21 protein-coding genes and 1 pseudogene are annotated in these 22,675 nt (G+C 45.5%); 2 read left to right on the top strand and 20 right to left on the bottom strand.

The window, feature by feature from the left end; genetic code table 11:
• Positions 1-203: 203 nt before the first annotated feature.
• Positions 204-1,373 (top strand): CynX/NimT family MFS transporter, encoded by a 1,170-nt coding sequence (locus O3629_RS07840; RefSeq protein ID WP_371608995.1) that lies wholly within the window; start codon positions 204-206, stop codon positions 1,371-1,373.
• An 86-nt stretch (positions 1,374-1,459) separates the two neighbouring features.
• Here O3629_RS07840 and O3629_RS07835 read toward each other — a convergent pair.
• The 11 genes and pseudogenes from O3629_RS07835 to O3629_RS07785 all read right to left on the bottom strand — a co-directional run bounded on the left by O3629_RS07835 (position 1,460) and on the right by O3629_RS07785 (position 12,367).
• A pseudogene (locus tag O3629_RS07835) lies at positions 1,460-2,593 on the bottom strand (LysM peptidoglycan-binding domain-containing protein).
• Between the two features lie 474 nt (positions 2,594-3,067).
• Entirely contained in the window at positions 3,068-3,691 is a 624-nt protein-coding gene (locus O3629_RS07830; protein WP_371608994.1) for a V-type ATP synthase subunit D, read from the bottom strand.
• A gap of 3 nt (positions 3,692-3,694) precedes the next feature.
• A complete protein-coding gene (locus O3629_RS07825) occupies positions 3,695-5,080 on the bottom strand; it encodes a V-type ATP synthase subunit B (RefSeq protein ID WP_061455899.1) in 1,386 nt (461 codons plus the stop codon).
• The gene (locus tag O3629_RS07820; RefSeq protein WP_371608993.1) at positions 5,067-6,857 is read right to left on the bottom strand and encodes a V-type ATP synthase subunit A; all 1,791 of its coding nucleotides are present in this window, start codon (positions 6,855-6,857) and stop codon (positions 5,067-5,069) included. The genes O3629_RS07825 and O3629_RS07820 overlap by 14 nt, the downstream gene beginning before the upstream one ends.
• A gap of 33 nt (positions 6,858-6,890) precedes the next feature.
• The gene (locus O3629_RS07815; protein WP_156671608.1) at positions 6,891-7,595 is read right to left on the bottom strand and encodes a GNAT family N-acetyltransferase; all 705 of its coding nucleotides are present in this window, start codon (positions 7,593-7,595) and stop codon (positions 6,891-6,893) included.
• Entirely contained in the window at positions 7,592-7,912 is a 321-nt protein-coding gene (locus O3629_RS07810) for a V-type ATP synthase subunit F (RefSeq protein WP_003009443.1), read from the bottom strand. Before O3629_RS07810 ends, O3629_RS07815 begins: the two co-directional genes overlap by 4 nt.
• Positions 7,893-8,912, bottom strand: a complete 1,020-nt coding sequence (locus O3629_RS07805) for a V-type ATPase subunit (RefSeq protein ID WP_371608992.1) — start codon at positions 8,910-8,912, stop codon at positions 7,893-7,895. The genes O3629_RS07810 and O3629_RS07805 overlap by 20 nt, the downstream gene beginning before the upstream one ends.
• Positions 8,913-8,921: 9 nt before the next feature.
• Entirely contained in the window at positions 8,922-9,512 is a 591-nt protein-coding gene (locus O3629_RS07800; RefSeq protein WP_045760119.1) for an ATP synthase subunit E, read from the bottom strand.
• Positions 9,513-9,582: 70 nt separating this feature from the next.
• Positions 9,583-10,062, bottom strand: coding sequence for a V-type ATP synthase subunit K (locus tag O3629_RS07795; protein WP_003009435.1), 480 nt, complete (start codon positions 10,060-10,062; stop codon positions 9,583-9,585).
• 30 nt (positions 10,063-10,092) lie between these two features.
• Positions 10,093-12,054, bottom strand: coding sequence for a V-type ATP synthase subunit I (locus tag O3629_RS07790; RefSeq protein WP_371608991.1), 1,962 nt, complete (start codon positions 12,052-12,054; stop codon positions 10,093-10,095).
• Positions 12,044-12,367 carry a hypothetical protein gene (locus tag O3629_RS07785; RefSeq protein ID WP_003009429.1) on the bottom strand — a complete coding sequence of 108 codons (324 nt, stop codon included), beginning with the start codon at positions 12,365-12,367 and terminating at the stop codon, positions 12,044-12,046. The genes O3629_RS07790 and O3629_RS07785 overlap by 11 nt, the downstream gene beginning before the upstream one ends.
• A 293-nt stretch (positions 12,368-12,660) precedes the next feature.
• Between O3629_RS07785 and O3629_RS07780 the strand changes: the two genes are divergently transcribed.
• Positions 12,661-13,500, top strand: a complete 840-nt coding sequence (locus O3629_RS07780) for a MurR/RpiR family transcriptional regulator (protein WP_227223471.1) — start codon at positions 12,661-12,663, stop codon at positions 13,498-13,500.
• 115 nt (positions 13,501-13,615) lie between these two features.
• Here the strand turns inward: O3629_RS07780 and O3629_RS07775 are convergent, their stop codons facing one another.
• From O3629_RS07775 to O3629_RS07735, 9 genes are all read right to left on the bottom strand, one after another.
• Positions 13,616-14,002, bottom strand: a complete 387-nt coding sequence (locus O3629_RS07775; protein WP_042766440.1) for a hypothetical protein — start codon at positions 14,000-14,002, stop codon at positions 13,616-13,618.
• 158 nt (positions 14,003-14,160) lie between these two features.
• The gene (locus tag O3629_RS07770) at positions 14,161-15,213 is read right to left on the bottom strand and encodes a zinc-dependent alcohol dehydrogenase family protein (RefSeq protein ID WP_021154216.1); all 1,053 of its coding nucleotides are present in this window, start codon (positions 15,211-15,213) and stop codon (positions 14,161-14,163) included.
• 160 nt (positions 15,214-15,373) lie between these two features.
• Positions 15,374-15,697 carry a hypothetical protein gene (locus tag O3629_RS07765; RefSeq protein ID WP_298621128.1) on the bottom strand — a complete coding sequence of 108 codons (324 nt, stop codon included), beginning with the start codon at positions 15,695-15,697 and terminating at the stop codon, positions 15,374-15,376.
• Complete coding sequence (locus tag O3629_RS07760) at positions 15,697-16,002, bottom strand: hypothetical protein (protein ID WP_003002376.1); 306 nt, start codon at positions 16,000-16,002, stop codon at positions 15,697-15,699. The genes O3629_RS07765 and O3629_RS07760 overlap by 1 nt, the downstream gene beginning before the upstream one ends.
• 13 nt (positions 16,003-16,015) lie before the next feature.
• A complete protein-coding gene (locus O3629_RS07755) occupies positions 16,016-16,573 on the bottom strand; it encodes a hypothetical protein (protein ID WP_298621131.1) in 558 nt (185 codons plus the stop codon).
• Positions 16,574-16,824: 251 nt separating this feature from the next.
• A complete protein-coding gene (gene adhE, locus O3629_RS07750; RefSeq protein ID WP_021154214.1) occupies positions 16,825-19,476 on the bottom strand; it encodes a bifunctional acetaldehyde-CoA/alcohol dehydrogenase in 2,652 nt (883 codons plus the stop codon).
• Between the two features lie 402 nt (positions 19,477-19,878).
• Entirely contained in the window at positions 19,879-21,681 is a 1,803-nt protein-coding gene (locus tag O3629_RS07745) for an acyltransferase family protein (RefSeq protein ID WP_049472667.1), read from the bottom strand.
• On the bottom strand, positions 21,671-22,075 hold the full coding sequence (locus O3629_RS07740; RefSeq protein WP_049483966.1) for a membrane protein: 405 nt from the start codon (positions 22,073-22,075) through the stop codon (positions 21,671-21,673). Before O3629_RS07740 ends, O3629_RS07745 begins: the two co-directional genes overlap by 11 nt.
• Positions 22,076-22,103: 28 nt before the next feature.
• A complete protein-coding gene (locus O3629_RS07735; protein ID WP_070594674.1) occupies positions 22,104-22,529 on the bottom strand; it encodes a low molecular weight protein-tyrosine-phosphatase in 426 nt (141 codons plus the stop codon).
• Positions 22,530-22,675: the final 146 nt, after the last annotated feature.

Raw genomic sequence — 22,675 nt, 5'->3', positions numbered from 1 at the left:
AACCGAATTTAGAGATATTGATGCAGTTTGAGCGAAGCGAAAACTACGTTCCTTATTCTTTTTACGAGCATCAGCGAGTTTAGGTACGTTGACGCAGTTTGAGCGAAGCGAAAACTACGGTCCTTCTCCTTCATTTGTACAAATACTCCAATTTGTGCTCAATCTATGTTATAATGAAGAGAATTTTTGTCTGAGGAGGATTTATGAAAAAAACACATTCTATGTTATTCGTCCCAGGCATCATTATGCTTGGGATTGTTTTACGGACACCATTTACTACACTTCCGACAGTCTTGTCTGACATCGCAGCTGGTTTGGGGGTGGATGTGAGCTCTCTGGGACTATTGACTAGCTTGCCACTTCTCACCTTTGCCATTTTCTCACCTTTTGCGATTCAATTTGCTAAAAGGTTGGGGATTGAGCGCCTCTTTTTCCTAGTTTTGATCGCGATTACGATCGGATCTGCCATTCGGATTATCAACCTCCCCTTCCTCTATCTGGGAACCATCTTGATTGGAGCTGGCATCGCCTTTCTCAATGTGCTGCTTCCAAGCCTGATTCAAGCGAACAGACCCCGCCAACTAGGCATTCTGACCACTTTGTACATCACTTCTATGGGGATGTCCACAGCGATCGCCTCTTCTGTCGCTGTTCCGATCACCAAAGCCACTTCTTGGCAAGGTTTGGTCAACATCTTGACAGCCTTGTGTGCTCTTGCTTTGGTCATCTGGATTCCTAACCTTCACTACAACCACCATCTAAAAAAGACGGCTACTACAGAATCTAGTAGCAAGTGGTATACCAATAAATATGTCTGGGCTATCATGATTTTTGGGGGCTTGCAGTCACTGCTTTTTTACACAAGTATGACTTGGCTTCCGACCATGGCTGTTCAAGCTGGCCTTTCAAAGGTTGAATCTGGACTACTGGCCTCCGTGTTCACCCTGATCAGTCTCCCATTCTCCCTGACGATCCCAAGTTTGACCACACGGTTATCCGATCGCAATCGACGCTTGATGCTTACGATTGTTGTCGGAGCAGGGATTCTGGGGGTAGCCATGCTCTTAATCCCGACCAGCAACTTCTTCTACTGGTTGGTATTAAATGCCCTGATTGGAAGTTCCGTTAGTTCGCTTTTCCCTTACCTCATGGTCGCTTTCTCTATGAAATCCAGCACACCTGAAAAAACAGCTCAACTTTCCGGTCTTGCCCAAACAGGTGGCTACGTCTTTGCAGCCTTTGGTCCAATCCTCTTCGGCTACAGTAAATCTCTCTTCCACTCTTGGACACCTGCCATTCTTATGCTACTGGTCTTAACCATTATCATGGCGATTGCCCTTTATCAGGTGGAAAAAGTCGATCATATTTTATAACCATCGTCTGGCTGGAAGATTCGTCTTCCGGCCTTTTTTGTGCATACAAAAAAAGAACTAGGCACTTGTCCTAGTTCAAAGTTTTATTATCCGTTAAATGAGATATGTACGTGATCGTAGTGGTTTGCTGTATCTCCACCACGGTCTGGCATTTGGTTCCATGTATTAGCTGGTCCGTAAATGTTGTCTACTGGCATGTAGAATTGTTGTTTCCAGATGATGTATGAGATGCCTGCACGGTCCATGTTGTCAATTGCATATTGAGCAACTTGATCTCCAAGTTCAGAACTTGTTGGAACCATTACGTCTACTGCAAGTCCTTTACCATGATCGTCTGGATCACCTGCACGGTAACCACCAATGTTTGTGATACCAAATTTTGCAGCGATTTCTTGACGGAAAGCTTATGCTTGTGGTTGAAGGTTTGGATCAGTTGGAATAGCATTACCAGTTGTTGGAGTTGATGCTACTGGTTGCACTTCAGGTGCTGCAGCAGTTTCTACTGCTGCTGGTTGTGCTGGAGCTTCTTCTGCTACTGGAGCAGATTGAGGAGCAGCTGGAGCTTCAGGAGTTGCTGGAGCTTCAGGAGCAGCAGCTGGGGCTGCTTCTTGATTTTGCACTTCAACATTAACAGCTGGAGCACCGTAGTTTGGTGTTTCTGGAACAGCTGGTTGTGCTGGTGTTTCTGCTGCTGGTACTTCAACTACAGGAGCTTCCGCTGGGGCTTCTTGAGTTTCCGCTGCTGGAGCTACTGGAACAGCTTTGTTATCTTCGTTTACTGGTTTAGACAAATCGTTGACAGCGACTGTTTGGTCATCAACTGTCACTTGGTTTGTTGTCAAGTCAGCACTTGCAACGGTTGTATCTGTCGCACCTGCTTGAGGAGTTTGGATTTCAACTGAAGTTACTTCTTTTTGATCATTTACTGTTGTTTTCAAAACAGTACCTGGGTAGATCAAATCCATGTTGCTGATGTTGTTCAAGTTTGCCAACACATGTACATCGATTCCAAGCGCTTCTGCGATCGAACTCAATGTATCACCATATTTGATGGTATAAGTTTGTTGGTTTTCACCGCTTTGTTGGATATCATGTTTGATTTCATCTACTGAGCGAGCTACCCAATCTTCAAGTGTTTCTGCAGTGGCTTTTGTAAATGGAATCACTGCAAGAGCTACTGTTGAAGCGATCAAGGCTTTCGTATTAACTTTTAATTTCATCTTTTATCCTCTTTTTTCATTGTTTTTTTGCTCAATATTTTCTTGAACAAATGAACTACTACTCTATCTTATCACAATTTAAAAATAATAAAAGGTCTTTTTGTCTATTTAACAAAACTGTATTTTTCTTGTAATATTTCGTCTTTCTTGTCACATTGTTACAAACTAGTAACATAAAAATAGGGTAGTGGAAGAAGAGTACGAGGGTGCAAAAGAACCTCATCTAGGAATGGTTTCTTGATGAGGTTCTTGTATTTTTAAAGCAATTGAGGCCGGCTGAAAAGTTGTGTGAAAAACGCAAACTGTAATAGTACTAACTTCAAAGGCACAGTAGCTGATTGGATTTTTCTCTCGCTTTAAGAGCTCGGAAAAATCCTAATCAGCCTTGTGGGGGCAGGACAACGAAGCATTCTATACAACAGTGCTTCTGTCCTGCTCCCTATTTTCCTTTGAGTTGCTTAACGGCTTTGTATCTTATTTTACCTTCATGATTCTGACGAGGTTGGCGCGTTCGGCTTCTTCGAGTTTCATTTCGATATAGTAGATGGTCTCTTTGAGGTCTGGGATAGTCGCATACTCGAGTCCGTTCACTCGACGGCGGGTTTTCTCGATTTCATCTGCCATGAGTTGGCAGCTTTTTTCGATTTCCGCTAACTTGAGCAAATCTGGGAGTAGAGCCCCCATTTCTTGGATCGTGCTATCCATTTGACTGTTGGAGGCGAGGTAGCTATAAACCACGTCCCCTTCATCATCTCCGTATGGATTATCGATACGGGCATGGAGCTTGGGCACGCGCACACTCATGACATTTTCTTCCTCGATATGGAGCATCACTTCTCGCGTAGGAACGGCAAAGATTTCTTCCACCATGAGGTCGCTCTCTAAGGACTTGGCCATCACGAAATCTTGCATATTGCCCACCAGCGCTGCCTCCACCTTTTGGCGCAGGCGATTATTCTCACGCACAGCTTCAATAAAACGGCGCATGAGTTCATCCCGCTTATCCTTGAGCAACTTGTGCCCTCGGGTTGCTGTCTTGAGGCGCTCTTTGAGAATATTAAGCTCCATCCGAGTTGGTTTTACATTTAATCGTGCCATAGGCTAACCCTCTTTGTTTGGCAGATACTTGTCAATCATCTCATCCTTGATCCGTTTAAGCTCTGTTCTTGGAAGGATGGATAAGAGTTCCCAACCGAGATCCAAACTTTCCTCAATCGTCCGATTGGTAGTGAAACCTTGATTGATGTATTCCTGCTCAAAGCGGTCCGTAAATTTAACATAGAGCTTGTCGGTATCTGACAAGGCAGACTCCCCAAGCACTACGGCCAATTCTTTGGCTTGTTTTCCTTGGGCATAGGCCGCAAAGAGCTGGTTCATGGTCGCCGCATGGTCTTCCCGAGTCTTGCCTTCACCAGAACCCTTGTCCTTCAAACGAGAAAGGGATGGAAGAACATTGATCGGTGGGCGGTAACCACTATTGTAGAGATCACGGGACAAGATAATCTGACCTTCGGTGATGTAGCCTGTCAAGTCAGGGATGGGGTGGGTGATGTCATCTTCTGGCATAGAGAGGATTGGAATCTGGGTCACAGATCCTTTCTTTCCAACCAAGCGTCCTGCACGTTCGTAGAGGGTTGAGAGGTTGGTATAGAGGTAACCTGGATAACCCCGACGACCTGGAACTTCCCGGCGGGCAGCAGATACTTCCCGAAGGGCTTCACAGTAGTTGGTCATGTCGGTCATGATAACCAAGACGTGCATGTCTTTTTCATAAGCCAAATATTCGGCAGCTGTCAAGGCGATCCGGGGAGTCGCAATCCGCTCGATAGCTGGGTCATTGGCTAGGTTGATAAAGAGGACCGAGCGGTCAATGGCCCCAGTTTCCCGAAGGTCGTTCATAAAGAACTCGGCTTCTTCAAAGGTAATCCCCATGGCCGCAAAGACCACGGCGAAGTTTTCTTCAGAATTAAGAACCGTTGCTTGACGAGCAATCTGAGCCGCCAACTCCTTGTGAGGAAGACCAGAACCTGAGAATACTGGGAGTTTTTGGCCCCGAACCAAGGTATTCAAATGGTCAATGGCTGAGATCCCTGTCTGGATAAATTCATCTGGATAGTCCCGTGAAACAGGGTTGATGGCTTGTCCATCAATGTCCAAGTATTTCTCTGGGATAATCTCCGGACCGCCATCGATAGGTTTGCCCATCCCGTTAAAGATGCGTCCGACCATGTCTTCAGACACAGGGAGTTCTAGGGGACGTCCGGTAAAGCGGACTTTGGCTTTTTCCAAGTTGATCCCGCTAGATCCTTCAAAGAGCTGGACCATGGCCTTGTCTTCTTGGACTTCGAGGACTTGTCCCTGACGGGTCGTTCCGTCATGGAGTTTGATTTCTACTAGTTCATTGTAGTGAACCCCTTCGACCTGATCGACAATCATCAAGGGGCCAACAACTTCGCTGACAGTACGGTATTCTTTAATCACGCTCATTGTCTACTCCTCCTTTTGCGACGATTTGGTGTAGGGTTTCTACGATTTCTTCTTTCAGGGCTTGAATGGTTGCCAACTGATCCTCATGGATGAACTTGCTCCGGGCAATGCGGTCTCGAAGAGCCACGGTTCCTTCCATGATTTCTGTGAAGTAAGCCCCTAATTCTAATGCTTTTTGACTTTCTTGGTCAAAGGTTAAAATGTTTGTCAACAAGGCCACCTGCTTGCTGAAAGAGGTATAGGTATCGACCTCATCAAAGGCATTTTGTTGCAGGTAGTCTTCACGGATCATCTTAGCCGCATTCATGGTCAAGCGGTCTTTTTCAGACAAGGAATCTAGACCAACCAAGCGGACGATTTCTTGCAATTCACTTTCCTTTTGAAGTAAATTCATAGCGCGGGTCACTTTTTCAGACCAACTGATTTGTTCATGTAGATCGATATAGCGACCAACTTCATCTTGGTAAAGAGAATAAGAACTCAACCAGTTGATGGCTGGGAAGTGACGACGTTGCGCCAACTGAGCATCTAATCCCCAGAAGACCTTGACAATCCGCAAGGTATTTTGCGTGACCGGCTCTGAAATGTCTCCACCCGGAGGAGAAACAGCACCGATGGCGGTAATCGAACCTTCACGCGCAGTGGTCCCGAGTGTCTTGACCCGACCTGCACGCTCGTAGTATTCGGCGATCCGGCTACCAAGGTAGGCTGGGTAGCCTTCATCCCCTGGCATTTCTTCTAGACGACCAGACATTTCACGAAGAGCTTCCGCCCAGCGCGATGTCGAATCGGCCATGATGGCAACGGAGTAGCCCATATCGCGGAAGTATTCGGCAATGGTAATCCCTGTGTAGATGGAAGCTTCCCGCGCAGCTACTGGCATGTTCGAAGTGTTGGCGATCAGAACGGTCCGTTGCATGATGGATTGACCGGTCGTTGGATCGATCAATTCTGGAAATTCATTCAGAACGTCCGTCATTTCATTTCCGCGTTCCCCACAACCAACGTAAATTACGATGTCTACATTGGCAAACTTAGCCACCTGGTGTTGCACAACTGTTTTTCCAGCTCCAAAAGGACCAGGAACTGCTGCAGCTCCACCTTTAGTAACAGGGAAGAAGGTATCGATGACCCGTTGACCGGTGACCAAAGGTTCCACTGGAATCAGTTTTTGTGCAAAGGGACGGCCTCGACGAACCGGCCATTTTTGCATCAAGGTTCCAGTAAAGAGGCTACCATCTGCCTGCTCGATCTCATAGACCGGCTCTTCCACTGTGTAAGAACCTGCTGCGATCTTGGTCACACGTCCACTCATACCAAAAGGCACCATGATGCGGTGTTCCACCATATTGGTCTCTTGAACGGTACCGACGATGTCTCCAGCGACCACCTCTGTCCCTTCTGTCACACTTGGTTCGAAGGCCCATTTGGTGTCACGATCTAGATTTGGAACTTGCACCCCACGAACCAAAAAGTCACTGGCAGTAACTTCTTGGAAGCGTTCCAAGGGGCGTTGGATCCCGTCAAACATCTGAGAGATCAAGCCTGGTCCCAATTCAACAGAAAGGGGAGCTCCGGTTGTTACAACTGGTTCTCCTGGACCAACTCCAGACGTTTCTTCATATACTTGGATAGAGGCTTCGTCCCGCCGCATCTCAATAATTTCGCCAATCAAACCAAGATCGCCGACCCGGCAAATGTCTTGGATATTGGCCTCCTGCATCCCTGATGCAACCACCAAGGGACCGGAAACTTTGATAATTTTTCCTTGAGTCATGTATTCCTCCTGGGAATCCTTTGTTTCTTTGTTTTACTTTTGTGCTATCTCTCTTAGAGCTTTCTTTTGTTGGCCATTGGCGTCGAAATTGCTTGGATCCAACCAAGTTTCTAGCTGCTGTTTGATAGCTGGCCATTCTTGGTCAATGATGGACAACCAGTCTGTATCACGGGTCCGACCTTTATAAACAACAGCCTGACGGAAACAGCCTTCATAGGTGAACCCTAAGCGCTCAGCTGCTTTGCGAGATGCTTGGTTTAAGGCATCGCATTTCCACTCATAGCGGCGGTAGCCTAAATCTTCAAACACGTAGCGCGCTAAGAGATACTGGGCTTCCGTAGCCATGCGTGTTTTTTGGAGCGCTGGTGAGTAGGTCACTGCTCCGACTTCGATCACCCGATTAGCTTGATCGATCCGCATGAGAGAGAAAGTTCCCAAAGCCTTGCCTGAATCTTTGTCTACAATCGCATAGTAAAAGCGACCTTGGGCTGTCATGAGATCATCTAATAAGTGGTCCCACTCCTCTTCATTGCGGGCAGGGCCTTTGAACAGAAAGGTCCACATCGCTGCTGGAGAGTCCGGCCCGTAGACCTGATAAAGATCTGCTCCATGTTTTTCTTTTGAGAGGCGCTCGATCACGGTATAGCGACCTTCGATCCGCTCAATAGCTGGCAGACGCCCCGGTGTAAAATCCGGCAGTGCATCGCCAATCGCTTGGCCAAATTCATTTGTTCTCATAAAATATCCTGTCCTACTGCTTTTTCGACATTATCACGAATCCGCTGTTGGCCCAGTCCCGTAGTTCCTCTATGGGTCGGGATAAGGATCAGAGCCGGAGTCAGCTGCTGGTCGTAAAAAGCCACTGTATCTGGAATAGCCTGAGCAATATCCTCTGTCAGGTAGATAATCCCGAAGTTTTCCCGACTGAGTTTTCGCAGGGTATTGATCGCTTCTTGTGGCTCTGTGACCGGATAGGTTTGAAAGCCAATCAGGCGAAAAGGAAGGATGGCGTCCCGATTGCCCACAACTGCGATCTTATAGGTCTGTTTGTCCATAAATCGGTCTCATCCTTTCTTTGATGTCTGCTAGCGGAAAACCATTGTCCAAACCAGAGAGGACCAAACGAAGGTTGGTCACCTCTAACTCTTTCCCGTAAAGATAACGAACAAGAGGGAGTGGTCCATCGACTTCAAAACGGCCAGCGTCTAGAAGACTGAATTTCACCAAGCTTTCTAAATACTCCAACTCTACGGTCTTTAGTTGACCGGTGCGCATCTTTTCTTCATAAGTCTCTAAGGCGAGATCGTACTCCAGCGGATTGACTTGATAAAACCAGGTCAACCACTGACCGGATTCTAGCAGGTCGATCACCTGATGGGCACTGAGGCTCCCTTCATCTGAAAGTAATTGGTGCATAAAGCTATGCGGTTTTTGCTGATCCAAGGCCCGCTTAACTGTAATCGCATTGTAAAAGTCAATGGTCACGTCCACCAACTGCTTCAGAATCGGATGATCTAGGCTGTCCCCTAAGCATCTCAGGTGTTTAAAATAAGCTAAGTCCATCCCGATTTCGAGGACCCGCAAGTCCTGATAGTCTTGGAATTCTTGCCAAGTTGCAGCCACTTCTTCCGCCATAAAGGCCGGACAATGCTCCGCAGAAAAGGTCGCCACCAAATGCTCGAGCACATCAAGAGAATAAGGACCGACGGGGATCAATAAATGCCCCAACTTGCGCTCTGTCGCCTTGTGTTTTAGATAAACCTTGAGATTATGATAGGTGTACTTCAAGGTAAACAGGCTAACCAGGTCTGACTGAGGGCTTACCTCAAAAGCCCATTGGTATTCCGCCAACAAGGCTGCCATCAGACGCTCTTCAAGGGCTGCTAAATCCTTGATCTCGTGGCTGTCTAAAGCATAAGATGTCCCTTGTAGCAAGCCTTCTCGGCTCTCACTGGAGGGACTTGCAAGCAACTGCTCGAACTGACTGGGACTGACAAAACTAGCCTCACGTACGCTGATTCCTGTATTAACTTGAGAATAGGTCCGTTCGCTCATTGCAACCTCCTAGTTCTCTTCGTCGGTGAAAATGCTGGCTGCCATCTGGTAGCTTTCTTGCTCCCAAATAGAATCCACCAAATCACGGTAGAGATAGTTGTCATCAATCTTCCCAACCGACAAGACAAAGCCTGCCTGAGCTGGGATTGTCGCATCCGCAACTGTCACATTCTGATGAGTCTGCTTCAATCTATCGAGAGCTGCTGGATCAAATTTGCTAGCACTCACCACCCCAAAGGTCAGAGTCACAACTTGCCCTTGATAGCGGTCTAAAATCGCATCTACAAACTGCATTTCCTTTTCAAGGGGCCAAGCCGCCATTGCTTCATAAGCATCCGCAAAGAGATCCTTTAAGACTCGTTGCTTGGTGACAAGGGTTGATTGGCGTTTTTTATTTTCGATTTGTTGGGTTTCACGTTGCAATTGACGTTGAATCCGCTTGAGCTGCTCGGAGCGTTGATTGAGTTTGTCTTGAATCAAACGCTCTTCTTGTGCAGTCTCTTCTTTTAGGATGGTTTCCTTGGCCTCTTCTAAGAGTTTACGCCCTTTTTCATGGGCTTGGGCCAAGATCGAATCCTTTAATTGGGTTTGTTCATCCATATCGTTTTTTCTCCTATTGCATGCGTCTTGTGTTTTTCGCCTCGTAAGGCGAATCCATCAAAGCTAGCTCTTAGCCGACGCGTAGGGTCAATAGGAAGGACACAACGAAGGCCAAGATGGCATAGGTTTCAACCATGGCCGCAAGGATAACCCCTTTCATCATGTCCTCAGGACGTTTTGCCAAGATTTGCATCCCTGCTGTCGCAACATTTCCTTGGTGTTTTGCTGAGAAATAACCAACGATCGCAACTGGAAGAGCTGTAAAGAAGTAAGCAACCCCTGTTTCAAGTGGCATATCTGGCTTAATTTGCAACCAGATCAAGATCCCGATAACGAAACCGTACAAACCTTGTGTACCTGGCAACAATTGTAAAATCAGGGCTTGGGCAAATTTTTCGGGTTGTTCTTTCAAGAGGGCTGCTGCTGCTTGACCCGTTTTACCAACCCCAAGGGCAGATCCCATCCCACTAAGTGCGACTGCGATCGCCACACCAAATGCTGCAAAGAAGGCGCCCCCATGGGCTGAAAAATATGATGCTAAAGATTCCATGAATATACTCCTATTTTTTTAAGATAATACTTATTTTTTTGTTTTAATATAGCGTTCAGAAGGTTTAAGAGGACGAAATGGCTTGCCTCCTCCTTCGTAGAACTTACCGAAGAACTCCACAAAGATTAAACGGGCTCCATGCACATATCCTGACAAGAAGGACAGGAACATGTTAATGGCATGTAGGACGATAAAGAGCACAAGCCCTACCGTAAACCGTCCAAGCGGTGGGAAGAGATTGACAATCAGGTTAAAGGCTGAACCGATACTCGCTCCAGACAATCCCAAAGCCATCAAACGGGTGAAGCTGACCAAGTCTCCGACATAGCCACTGACATTGTAGAGGTTAAAGAGACCAGACGCTAAACCGGACAGCTTCTTGGCACTGACAATGGAAACAATCAAGATCCCAATGGCATTCAAAATAGCTAGCCACTTACCAATCGGAACTAGGACGCTCATCCCTGGTAAGATATTGCCTACTGCTAGAAGCATTAAGCCAAGTAGGATCAAAACCCAAGCAAAGCCCGCATTATAGGCTTCCGTGTAGTCTTTGAGGCGGACATTTTTCATCCCCCCTAGGAACAGTCCCACTAAGACAGTGACAAAACCAAAGACCACTGAGAGGATCAGGATGGTCATAGCGTTGCTGGTCGTACTGATCAGGGCAAAAGGCATCTCAAATCCAAAGAAAGAGCCATAGACCACCCCCCAAAGGGCAACTGAAACCCCGAGGAGACTGAAGAAACGAAGGTTCTTGGCTGTACCAGGCTTGAGCTTGAAGGCTTTAAGGGCAAAGCCTGTCGCTACCGTTAGCAACAGTCCATAACCGATATCTGCGACCATCATGCCAAAGAAAACAAAGTAGAAGAGAGAAACGATCGGTGTCGGATCTTTCTCGTAATACTTAGGCAGGGCGTACATCTCTGTGACTAATTCAAAGGGCTCTACCAAGGCATTATTTCGCAACTGGATCGGAACGTCATCCCAATCTTTTTCCGTCACATCGCGCGTCTCTAGTAAGACCCGAGAACCAAAACCTTCTTGCAAGAAGTCTCGCAATGAGGCCACTTGGGAGGTTTCAATCCAACCCTCTAGGGCTACCAAGCTTTGCGTGCTGGCAAGAAGCGACTTGGCTTCCTCACGAGCTCCCGAACTCAGCAAGTAATCCATCTGGTACTTGAGCTGGTCCAACTCCTTCTGGGAGTTTTGCAACTCGGCTAGGGTTGCTGCAACTACAGCTTCTTGCTCCTTAATTTCTCCTTCTAGGCGATCCAAGTAGGCGGCCGGGACCTGCTCTTCTTCATAGTCCAATTCTTTGAACCCATGATCTTCTAGAAGCTCCTGAACAGCTACACGATCTCCCGAACGATACAAGATGACATAGCCGTGTTCGGTTTCAGACGTAAAGACTTCTTCTAACTCCAGCTCTGGATGAGCTTTTAAGGAAGAACGAACAGCGTCTGTATCACTATTCGGAATCGTCCCGATCAAGCCATGCACATAGTGAAAATTAGCGAGAGCAGCTGGCGTCACCTCTAACGGTCGCCATTTTTCTAAGCGCTCTATCTCTCCCTTTGCATCCGCAATCTTCTGACGAGCCTTGTCTAACACGCGCAATTGGCGTTTCAACTTGGTCAATAGAAGAGCCTCATCTCGAATCATCCCGTGGGCCTGCAAGTCATCAAAAGACAAACTTAAGGGTTCTTCCTTTAGAGCTTGCAGGGCCTTTTTCTCAGGCATGTAGGGCTCCAGAGTCTGAATCATTTTTTCAACTTGTTCTTGACGTTTTTGCAGCTCTACCAAGGCTTGACGATTGTCCTCTGTCAAGGGTTGAGACAAGGTATTTGCCTCAAAGGCAGCCTGCCATTCTTCCTGTTCACTGAGGTCATAAATATGGATTTTTGCCTCAGACTGTAGCGCTAGTAGGAGACTGTCCAAGTCATCTTTGGGCAAGATGAGGGATAGTTTTTGCATCTGACTAACGGCCATAGCTTGCTACCACCTTTTCTACAATGGCTTCAACTAACCCAGCTCGCTTATCGGTCATCGCTTGCTGTACTTTAGCATCATTGCGCGCAACCGTTTCTTCCAGATCTTTCGTTAAACGGACGAGTCTTTCCTGGGCGTTTTTTTCTGCCTCTGTGACCAATTGCTTGGTTTCCTCATCGTAATGCTGTGCCACTGTTGCAAGGCGATCGCGCGAATCCGTTCGGATTTGTTCAACTTGAGCTTCATAGCCTACGATCACGCCCTGAGCAGCTTGCTCGATCTCTTGCATCATCTCGAGTGTTGCATTCGACATCGTCACACCTCCTTATTCAACCATTGTTCTTCCAACAACAGTACAATTATCTTAAATTATACCACAATTCATATCGTTTGTTCAGGCCCAACCGGGAATTTTCAGAAAATTTTGGACAGCCAGCAAGCCCCTACTGCCAAGATTGGTAGCGTTCTCTTCTTTTCGCATATCCTGTTCCTAGTTTCAGTATTTCTTGATTTCTTTTACTTGAATAAAGCGGTTACCCATGTTATAATGTGTAATATATTATAGGAGCATCCTGTTATTTCATCCTGTGAGAAAGGAGGATTGCTGTGAAACAAGATCAAGATTTACGCGCCATTATCGCCAGCCATGAAGCTGAGTTAACAGATATGGAACGCGACATTGCCCAATATTTTTTATCATCCGAAGCACGACAGCACTCCCTGTCCTCTTCTCGTGTAACGGAGTTACTCCATGTTTCAAAGGCAGCTTTAACGCGTTTCTCTCAAAAATGTGGTTTTTCCGGCTATCGGGAATTTGTCTATCACTTTAACGAAGAAACCAAAAATCAAAAACAGGTGCAAGAGCATGACGAGCTGACGCTGAGCGTCTTGCAACGCTACCACCATATCAGTAACGTCACTGAAAGTCTGGTAAAAGATTCCCAATTAGATCGGGTAGCTGAACTAATCGATCAAGTAGACCGAGTCTATTTCTTCGGGATCGGTAGTTCCGGTTTAGTTGCTCGAGAAATGAAATTGCGCTTTATGCGACTGGGCGTCGTTTGTGAAGCCTTGACTGATCAAGATGGCTTTGCTTGGACGACCAGTATTCTCGATTCCTCTTGTTTAGTCATCGGTTTCTCATTGTCAGGAGGCACCAACTCCATTACAGACAGTCTCCTGGACGCCAAAGAAAAAGGGGCTAAAACGGTTCTTGTGACGGCTAACCCGGCCGCCATCCACCAAGGATTCACAGAAGTGTTACCGGCCGCACCTCTTCCTAGTAGTACCTATATCGATCGAATCTCCGCCATTTTACCACTCCTCATTGTGGTCGATTTGATCTATGCTCATTTCCTTAATAAAAGTCGAGAACAAAAGGAAATTGTCTTTAATAGCTACTGGGAAAACAAAAAACTTTCTAATCAACGTTCTCGAAAATCTTAATATGGTCTCCCTATTTAAAAAACCAAGAAGGATGAGTTTTATCTCATCCTTCTTGGTTTTTTGATTATTCTAAAGAAGTATTTTTACTCTATAATACTGAAACCATATCATCTACCTAGGCCATCTTTTGAGTTGCTTTTTCCTTTACGACAAATACAAAGCCGATAGAGCCGACGACGGCTCCAAGCAAGATCCAATAGACCATATCCGATGAAGCAATTGGTCCTGCCAAGAGACCTGCTAGTAAAAAGAGATCGATATACAGTCGGGTATCGCGATAGAAGGTCCAATTGAAATGGTAGCTACCTTCTGGATACTGACGTGGCGATACAGGTGGTTGAAAGACCTGAAGAAGGATCAAAATCCCAACAAAAGCAAGATAAGCTAGGCTAACTACCGAAAGCGGAGCCCGCATCGTCAAAGCTACAGCCGCTAAAAGCAAGACCAAGATCCAGAAATGGAAGTCCATCCAGAATTCACGATGATAACAAAACCGTTTCATAAGATCACACCTTTCTCTTTATGTAATCGTTTTCTGCACTTCTATTATAAGATAATGAATTTATTTTGCAAGGAATCATCTGCTATTTTGGATTGAAAATAGGACCAGAATATCTCTGGTCCGTCTAAAAAAACTATGAACAAATATTAGTTGCCACTTCATTCACTGATATCGTTTTCGATAATCACCTTGAGTGCATGGTTTTCACCCGCATGTTTAAAGACATCATAGGCTTTTTCAACTTCTGAGAGTTTGAAGTGATGGGTGATAAGCTTGGTCGCATCGATCTTGCCTGATTTCAAGACATTGAGCAACATTTCAGTGGTATTGGCATTGACAAGACCAGTGTTGAGGGTAATGTTCTTGATCCACAATTCGTCCAAATTGAAGCTAACTGGTTTTCCGTGGACACCGACATTGGCGATGTGACCACCGACAGAGATGACGTTTTGGCAGACATCAAAGGTAGCAGGATAGCCCACACATTCCATGGAGATATCGACACCACGACCTTCGGTCACTTCATTGATAAAGGCCTTGATTTCAGCGATATCGCTGGAGCAGATGGTGTGAGTTGCTCCAAATTTCTTAGCCGCTTCAAGACGAGATTCAGACAAGTCCACCATGATAATCGTAGCTGGTGAGAAGAACTGCACAGTCAAGAGAGCTGCAAGACCGATCGGACCAGCTCCAACGATACAGACATTGTCCCCAGGTTTTACATGAGATGGGAGGACCCCGATTTCATAAGAGGTTGGGAGAATATCTGAGAGCATGACCAAGGCTTCGTCATCCACAGTTTCAGGCGCATGATAAAGACTACCATCCGCATGTGGAATGTGGACATACTCTGCTTGGGTTCCGTTGATCAAGTGACCCAAAATCCAACCACCATCTTCACAGTGAGAAGGCAAACTACGTTTACAGTAGTAGCAGGTATTACAAGCTGTGACACAAGAGATGATGACCTTGTCGCCTACCTTGAAGTTATTCACTGCATCGCCGACTTCTTCGACGATCCCGATTCCTTCGTGGCCTAAAATCGTGCCTTCTTTACAAGCTGGCACATCTCCTCCTAGGATGTGAAGGTCTGTCCCACAGATGGTTGTCTTCAAGACACGCACAATGGCATCCGTTGGATTTTTGATCACTGGTTTTGGTTGATCCAGCAGTTGCAGATTGCCTGCAGATACATAAGTTGCAGCTTTCATAAGCGACTCCTTTTTTGTTGGTTTGATAAAACCATTTTATTTTCGTTTCTTTGTGAATATTATAACATACTAAGTAAGCGCTTGCAAGAATTTATGAGCACATTTTTAAAAGTTTTTGAGCAAACAAAAACATTCCTCTTATCTCTACCAGAGGAATGTTTCAATCACCTTGTTCTAATTGTTGGCGCTGCTTATAGTACTCTTGCTGCTCGCGCTCGCGTTCTTCTTCTAAACGCTCTTCATAGCGCTTGAGTTCTGCCTCAAATTCTTCTTGCAAGGCAAATAAACGCTCCAAGCCACTTTGAGCCTCCGCACTTGGCGCTTGAAAATGAATGGCACTCAACCAGTCTACTAAATTTTCTGTATGTTGGCGGACATCCATACGCATATCCGCATAATCCCACTCCAACTCACTAAGTTTCTGGTTGAAGCGGTAATGTCGATCTTCTAGTTGTTCTAATTCACTATTTCCTGAATGGTACATCACATACCTCCTTTAATCGGACTCAATAAAATCGGCTTCTTCACTGATTTCAGTGCTGTTTCTACCGCGTCCGCTGCTCCTCCTGTAAATCCATCTTTCAAATCACTAACTAGGGTCGTTGTAGCAAAAGAGCGCATCTTTTCGGATTGACCGCCCAAGGTTACCTGCAAACTCATCCCTTCCAACATCATCAAGGCTTTCTGCGTTGCAATTAAACTTCTGATCGCAATCCGCTCTTGCTCCTTTTTAATCTCTCGATGGAGCTCCTCAATTCGTTCTCTGTCCTCTCCCAGGATCTCTAACATCTTTTTCTCCTACTTATGAAAAATCAAAGGCCGTCGCTTGTCCCTTGTCCAAGTCCACCAATTGAGCTGATGCAGCCTCCAGCTGACCTGCCAAATCTGACAAGCGAGTGGAATAGGCCTTTGCTTGGGCGAGATTCTCCGCCTCTACCGCTTGGTCCCAACAAGTATCCATGGAGAACTCTCCTAATAGTTGCTCCACCTCTGCATCTGTTAAAAATTGGGCCATGCTGTGGGCCATTTGAGACACCTCAGCGACCTTATGGGAAACCGTCTCCTTAGCCTCTTCCAGTTTATCCTTGACTTCTGCCTCAAAGGCAGTTGCTTTCGCTGAAGCATTCTGCGCTACCGCCAGCACCAATTCCTCCCGCAATTGAATGGTCTGGGTCCCAGACGCGCCTGCCAGTTGCTGATGGAGGCTAGAAATACTTGGCCTTTCCTGCCCATACATGGAGACCACCGAAGCAGATGATGGCTGATTTTCTGAAGTGGAAGTTTCCCGATCTCGTTGGGGCATTTCAATAATTTTCTGTGCCTGATCTTGTCTTCCTTGCACGTCACCTTCTAACTCCATTTGAGATGGCCTCCTTTCTTGGATTTATTTTTTCGTTTCCTATAACTGAAAAAGGATCATAACCCTTCAGCTACAGGCAGATTCACACACTATAGGGTAACATAAAATAGCTCGGAATGCTATAAAAATAACACAATTTCTGAAAAAAAGTCTAATTTTTTATGAAAAAACGAGTTTTGGACCCAAATAGCAAAAATCCCCCGCTCTTTCGAGTGGGGGTAGCTGATAAACATCAGTTGTTCCTTGGCGTCTTATTTACGACGTCCTGGACGTTCCTTGTAACCATAGTAAGCATCTTCGATGATTTCTTGCATATGGTCTACCATTGGAAGACGTGGGTTAGCTGGTGAACATTGATCTTCATAAGCAAGGAAGGCCAATTCACGAGAATGTTTCTTCCATTCTTTTTCATCGATTCCTTGTGCTTTGAAGTTCATTTCGATACCACAGCGTTCACCGAGTTCGTATACAGCTTTTGCGTAAGCTTCAACGGCTTCTTCTGGAGTAGAGCATGGAAGTCCTAGCATACGAGCGATATCTTGGTATTTTTCATCTGCACGGTAGTAGTTGTACTTAGGCCATGTAGCTGTCTTAGCTGGGCGTGTACCGTTGTAGCGGATAACGTATGGAAGCAAGATGGCATTGGTCCGTCCGTGGATGGTGTGGAATTGCGCACCGATCTTGTGGGCCATGGAGTGAGAAATACCGAGGAAGGCATTGGCGAAGGCCATACCTGCGATGGTTGACGCATTGTGCATCTTTTCGCGTGAATGGAAGTCCGCATTCTTGACTGAGCTTTCCAAGTTTTCAAAGACAAGTTTAATAGCTTGAAGAGCAAGACCATCTGTGAAGTCGCTAGCCATTTGTGATACGTAAGCTTCTGTCGCGTGCGTCAAGACGTCCATACCAGTGTCTGCTGCAACAGATCCTGGAACTGTCAATACCAAGGCAGGGTCTACGATGGCAACTGTTGGAGTCAATGAGTAGTCTGCGATTGGGTATTTACGGTTGTTTGCTTTATCAGAGATAACGGCAAATGGAGTTACTTCAGATCCTGTACCAGATGTTGTTGGGATCGCAATAAATTTAGTCTTCTTACCAAGCAATGGGAACTTGAAGGCACGTTTACGGATATCCATGAATTTTTGTACCAAGTCACGGAAGTCCACTTCTGGTTGTTCGTAGAAGAGCCACATAACTTTGGCCGCATCCATTGGTGATCCACCACCAAGAGCAATGATGGTATCTGGTTTGAAGGCACGCATGATCTCTGTACCACGTTCAACAGTTGTGATATCTGGATCTGGTTCTACGTCTGCAAAGATTTGGTAAACCACCTTGTTGCGACGAAGGTCAAGCTGTTCGATGATACGATCAAGGAAACCAAGCTCTACCATAGCGTGGTCTGTAACGATCATGACACGTTCGACGTCACGACATTTTTGTAGGTATTCAATTGAATCACGTTCAAAGTATGTTTTTGAAGGAAGTTTCATCCATTGCATGTTATTTCTCCGGCGTCCGACTTTTTTGATATTCAAGAGGTTGATGGCACTAACGTTGTCCCCAACAGAGTTGCGTCCGTAAGAACCACATCCAAGTGTCAATGATGGCAAGAAGGCATTGTAAACATCCCCGATACCACCGAAAGTCGAAGGAGAGTTGCAGATCACACGAATGGCTTTAACTGCTTTACCAAATTCTTTGGTCAATTCTTCATCAGCTGTATGGATGGCTGCTGAGTGACCAAGACCGTTGAATTCAACCATTTGGCGAGCTTTGTTAATTCCGTCTTCACGGCTTTCAGATTTCAAGACAGCGATGACTGGTGACAATTTTTCACGAGTCAACGGTTCTTTTTCGCCAACTTCTTTACATTCTGCCGCAAGGATATTGGTTCCTTCTGGTACAGAGAAGCCAGCTTGTTCAGCGATCCATGCTGCTGGTTTCCCAACGATGTCCGCATTCAATTTCGCACCCGCACAGTTTTTGCTGTTCGCTTTCACACCGAAGCAGAACTCTTCAAGAAGGGCTTTTTCTTTTTTGTTGACAAAGTAAGTGTGGTAAGATTTGAATTCTTCAACAAACTCATCGTAGATTTCTTTATCGATGATGACCGCTTGTTCAGACGCACAAACCATTCCGTTGTCAAATGATTTAGACATGACGATATCGTGTGCTGCTTGGCGGATATTAGCTGATTTTTCAACATAAGCAGGTACGTTTCCGGCACCTACCCCAAGAGCTGGTTTTCCACAAGAATAAGCCGCTTTCACCATGGCGTTACCACCGGTCGCAAGGATCGTCGCAACTCCTTCATGGTTCATCAGGGCACTAGTTGCTTCCATAGAAGGTTGGGTAATCCATTGCACACAGTTCTCAGGTGCTCCAGCTGCAATTGCCGCATCGCGTACGATTTGTGCCGCATGAGCTGATGATTCTTGAGCAGATGGGTGGAAGGCAAAGACGATAGGGTTCCGTGTCTTCAAGGAAATCAATGCTTTAAAGATTGCTGTTGAAGTAGGGTTGGTTGTAGGTGTGATCCCGCAGACAACACCGACTGGCTCAGCAATAAGGGTCAAACCAGTGACGTCATCTTCTGAAATGACCCCAACTGTCTTGGTGTGACGCATGTTATTTACTACGTGTTCACAAGCGAACAAGTTCTTCGTCGCCTTGTCTTCAAAGACTCCACGACCAGTTTCTTCATAAGCATGAAGAGCGAGCTCACCGTGAGCGTCAAGAGCCGCTACAGATGCTTTCGCCACAATGTAGTCCACTTGCTCCTGATTCAATTTGCGCATCTCTTCAAGCGCCACCAGCGCTTTTTGCACCAACTCGTCTACGTGTTTTTCAGCAGCGAGTTTCTTTTCTTCAGGTGAGAGAGTTTTTTTATCAGCCATTTGATGCTTTCCTCCAATGTTTGAAACCCTTATCCTTTTCTAGAACTTTTTCATGTTTTCGGAAATTTTCAAGAATAGTGTAAGAAATTTCGATTTGTTAATTATTTCACAATATAATTGTACTCTATTTTGAGATTTTTGTAAACACTTCCAAGCAACTTTCACAAAGAATTTTTTGAAGTTTGTGAAAACTTTATCAATCCTATTGCTGTGAAAGCAATTATTTAACAAAATTGTGAAAAAATAATTAAAAAAATTTTTTCTTCACAAAGTGATATTTTCAATTGATTTTTGTAAGCGTTTTCTTAATCTTACTAAAAAAAGCAGCTTTTTACAAGTAAAAAGTTGCTTTTTGTTTTATTTTGTTAGGATTTGTTTTGTTTCAGTTTCAGAGAAGCATTTTTACTTCTTGACCGGACCCTTTTCGGCCTTATCAAGGGCTTCTTTGACTGTTTGAGCATAGAGTTCTCCACCATTGGTTTCCATATTGAAGTGAACAGAGTCTGTTCCCACCCAAATATTTGGATTTTCAATTGCTACTTGGTACCAGTCCGCAATGGTGATAAAGTCGTATTTCTTGGCTAGTTCCAACTCATAAAGACGCGTTTGAACCGATTCACTGGACTGATCGTTGGCATAGCGACCATCATATGGTGTCACAAGGATCAAGCGACGGCCTTTTGGAAGTTTCTCAACATACTGATCCAGCAATTCTTTGTAGTTGCTTACAGTATTGGTTCCTAGGGCAATGACCACATTTTTTAGGAGAACTTTATTGGAGATGTCAGTCTCAAAGACCTTCATTCCATTTTCCAACTGACGGCTCACCACTGCATCAATCTGGATGCCAGGGATGGCTTTAGTCAGGTAGTCCTGCGCTCGCAAGTTAACCGAATCACCGATCATGGTCACACCATTTGAGACGTTATAGTCTGTTGCAGTCGCATTATCCACCTGCGTCCGTGTGACCTGCATTTTGCTGTCTGCTTGATTGAGCCCACTCACTACCAAACTCTCATCAAAAGCTCCAACGGTTGGTGCAAAGGCGGAGATTCCAACCATCAAGAGAGCCAGTGGAATCATGAGGTAAAAGATCGGTTTGGTCAAAAAGCTGAGATCCATCTTCATGCCAAAGACACGAGGCTCCTTGCCTGCAATGGTTGGCTCCAAAATATAGAAGGACAGAGCCGTTAGAATCAAGGAAACGATCGTCGTCACAAGGGCTGCCATCATATTTCCCAAATGTTGAGAGAAGATGATAAAGAAAGGCCAGTGGAAAAGATAGACACCATAACTGGTATCTGCCAAGAAATTGAGGATAGCTGGTTCTTTTTTATCTGGAGTCTTTTCATGGAGAATGCGGGCCGACAGAATCATGGCACAAGCTGCGATTGTCGCTGCTAAAAAGCCAAACAGATAGGTCCACAAGCTATCAAATGGCAAGAAAAGACTGAGCACAAACAAGAAGGCAAAGCTTCCACCCAAGACTGACAAGGTCTTTTTCATACTCCAAGACTGCACCAATTTTGTAAAGTTCGGGCTGACATTGGCAATCCCTGTCACCGTTGCTAGACATGATCCCGCAAAGAAGGGGAAGATGTGAGTGAAGCTAGAAAAATAGATAGTAGAGAAATTAGCTGTCAGAAAGGCGCGGATGAACATGGACAAGAAGGTGAAGAGAAAGAGCCCGCTGGATGCCAGGAAGAGCATGCCTCGGTATTTCCCAACAGTCTTAGCTCGCTTAGCCAAGAACCATGCCAAAAGTGCCCAGAGCACATAGTAATGCACTTCTAGGGCCAAACTCCAGGTATGAAGGAAGAGGTGCGGAATGAAGTTGCTTTCGTAACTACCACCCGTTGCCATCTCAAAGAAATTGGTCACAAAACCGAAGACCGCCGCAATCTGAGTCCCAATACCAGCCACGTAGTCCCGTTGGACCATAAAGGTAAAGGGCATCACGACCAAGACCATAAAGACAAGGGGTGGTACGATCCGGTAAAAGCGCCGTTTCAAGAATGCCAGGTAGTCGATTCCTTGCTTGCGCGCAAATTCATCGATCAAGAGCGCTGTAATCAAAAATCCTGAGAAGGTGAAGAAAATATCTACCCCAATAAAGCCTCCAGGAAAGGCTTTTTGGAAGAAATGGTAAAGCAATACCAATAAGAGTCCTGTAACACGGACTAGTGAAAACCATTTAATGCGCATTTTGATAAATCCCCTGCTTGAATGTTCCTTTGTATACGACGTTGGCTTCTGTGGTTAAGGTGCCTTTGCCCTCCGGCTGGCCGTTAACAAACTGCCCTTCATAGGTCCAACCATCCTTGGACTTAAACTTACCATAGCCGCTAAAAGAGCCGTTGACGAGGTTACCTGTATAGGTATCCCCATTTTTAAAGGTGACGGTTCCCTTGCCATTCATCTTGCCACGGACCAAACTTCCGTCGTAACGGATCGCACCCTTGTCCAAGGTCAAGACGCCCTGACCTGGAATGGCTGAAAGGAAAACCATCAAAGCAGATAGAATAATCACGACTACTGCTGCTATTTCTAAATTTTTTCGCGTCAGATAGACCTTATAGGTCTCATAAAATTCTTTCATATTCTGTATTCTCTCACATATCAAACTCTTAGGAAGTTGCTAACTGATCTAACCAAGCCTTACAGCCGCTCAGGACTCTGGAATAGGTCTCTTCGAAATCTCCTGTGTACCATGGATCTGGAACACTTTCTCCTGCAAAGAGATGAATCTTGTGCTCTGTTCCAGGCGGTGCCATTCGTTTGAGGTCAGCCACATTGTTTTCATCCATCCCTAAGATCAGGTCAAAGGTATGAAAATCTTGGTCACTGATTTGAAGGGATGTTTTAGACACATCATAGGGTACGCCATGACTGCGAAAAATCTTTTGAGTCCCTTGGTGAATAGGGTTCCCGTGCTCCCAGTTAGAAGTGGCACGGCTCTCAATCTCATACTGGTTGGTCAAATCCTTCATGACAAACTCTGCCATGGGGCTCCGACAAATATTTCCTAAACACACAAATACGATTTTTTTCATGATTCCACCTAACTCCTTGTTCGGACTGCCCAACCTAGCTGAGCTCTTGGCTTTCCACTATGGAAAACCAGCATACTATTACTATTATAACAAAAATGTGACAGAAAGATGACAAAGTGGCTCCATCATTTTAAAGAAAAATCAGA

It is taken from the genome of Streptococcus sp. 27098_8_12, from assembly GCF_041432115.1.
GTDB classification, from domain to species: domain Bacteria; phylum Bacillota; class Bacilli; order Lactobacillales; family Streptococcaceae; genus Streptococcus; species Streptococcus parasanguinis_V.
Note: the sequence above shows the minus strand (reverse complement) of the source record. Positions and strands in the feature narration are given on the sequence as shown.

What these genes read in the sequence shown, in the direction of transcription:
- O3629_RS07800 (WP_045760119.1), bottom strand. Translation starts at nt 9,512, where the DNA reads ATGGATGAACAAACCCAATTAAAGGATTCGATCTTGGCCCAAGCCCAT.
- O3629_RS07775 (WP_042766440.1), bottom strand. Translation starts at nt 14,002, where the DNA reads ATGAAACGGTTTTGTTATCATCGTGAATTCTGGATGGACTTCCATTTC.
- O3629_RS07825 (WP_061455899.1), bottom strand. Translation starts at nt 5,080, where the DNA reads ATGAGCGTGATTAAAGAATACCGTACTGTCAGCGAAGTTGTTGGCCCC.
- O3629_RS07820 (WP_371608993.1), bottom strand. Translation starts at nt 6,857, where the DNA reads ATGACTCAAGGAAAAATTATCAAAGTTTCCGGTCCCTTGGTGGTTGCA.
- O3629_RS07755 (WP_298621131.1), bottom strand. Translation starts at nt 16,573, where the DNA reads ATGGAGTTAGAAGGTGACGTGCAAGGAAGACAAGATCAGGCACAGAAA.
- O3629_RS07790 (WP_371608991.1), bottom strand. Translation starts at nt 12,054, where the DNA reads ATGGCCGTTAGTCAGATGCAAAAACTATCCCTCATCTTGCCCAAAGAT.
- O3629_RS07735 (WP_070594674.1), bottom strand. Translation starts at nt 22,529, where the DNA reads ATGAAAAAAATCGTATTTGTGTGTTTAGGAAATATTTGTCGGAGCCCC.
- O3629_RS07740 (WP_049483966.1), bottom strand. Translation starts at nt 22,075, where the DNA reads ATGAAAGAATTTTATGAGACCTATAAGGTCTATCTGACGCGAAAAAAT.
- O3629_RS07805 (WP_371608992.1), bottom strand. Translation starts at nt 8,912, where the DNA reads ATGAGCGAACGGACCTATTCTCAAGTTAATACAGGAATCAGCGTACGT.
- O3629_RS07840 (WP_371608995.1), top strand. Translation starts at nt 204, where the DNA reads ATGAAAAAAACACATTCTATGTTATTCGTCCCAGGCATCATTATGCTT.
- O3629_RS07785 (WP_003009429.1), bottom strand. Translation starts at nt 12,367, where the DNA reads ATGTCGAATGCAACACTCGAGATGATGCAAGAGATCGAGCAAGCTGCT.
- O3629_RS07765 (WP_298621128.1), bottom strand. Translation starts at nt 15,697, where the DNA reads ATGTACCATTCAGGAAATAGTGAATTAGAACAACTAGAAGATCGACAT.
- O3629_RS07810 (WP_003009443.1), bottom strand. Translation starts at nt 7,912, where the DNA reads ATGGACAAACAGACCTATAAGATCGCAGTTGTGGGCAATCGGGACGCC.
- O3629_RS07760 (WP_003002376.1), bottom strand. Translation starts at nt 16,002, where the DNA reads ATGTTAGAGATCCTGGGAGAGGACAGAGAACGAATTGAGGAGCTCCAT.
- O3629_RS07745 (WP_049472667.1), bottom strand. Translation starts at nt 21,681, where the DNA reads ATGCGCATTAAATGGTTTTCACTAGTCCGTGTTACAGGACTCTTATTG.
- O3629_RS07830 (WP_371608994.1), bottom strand. Translation starts at nt 3,691, where the DNA reads ATGGCACGATTAAATGTAAAACCAACTCGGATGGAGCTTAATATTCTC.
- adhE (WP_021154214.1), bottom strand. Translation starts at nt 19,476, where the DNA reads ATGGCTGATAAAAAAACTCTCTCACCTGAAGAAAAGAAACTCGCTGCT.
- O3629_RS07770 (WP_021154216.1), bottom strand. Translation starts at nt 15,213, where the DNA reads ATGAAAGCTGCAACTTATGTATCTGCAGGCAATCTGCAACTGCTGGAT.
- O3629_RS07795 (WP_003009435.1), bottom strand. Translation starts at nt 10,062, where the DNA reads ATGGAATCTTTAGCATCATATTTTTCAGCCCATGGGGGCGCCTTCTTT.
- O3629_RS07815 (WP_156671608.1), bottom strand. Translation starts at nt 7,595, where the DNA reads ATGAGAACAAATGAATTTGGCCAAGCGATTGGCGATGCACTGCCGGAT.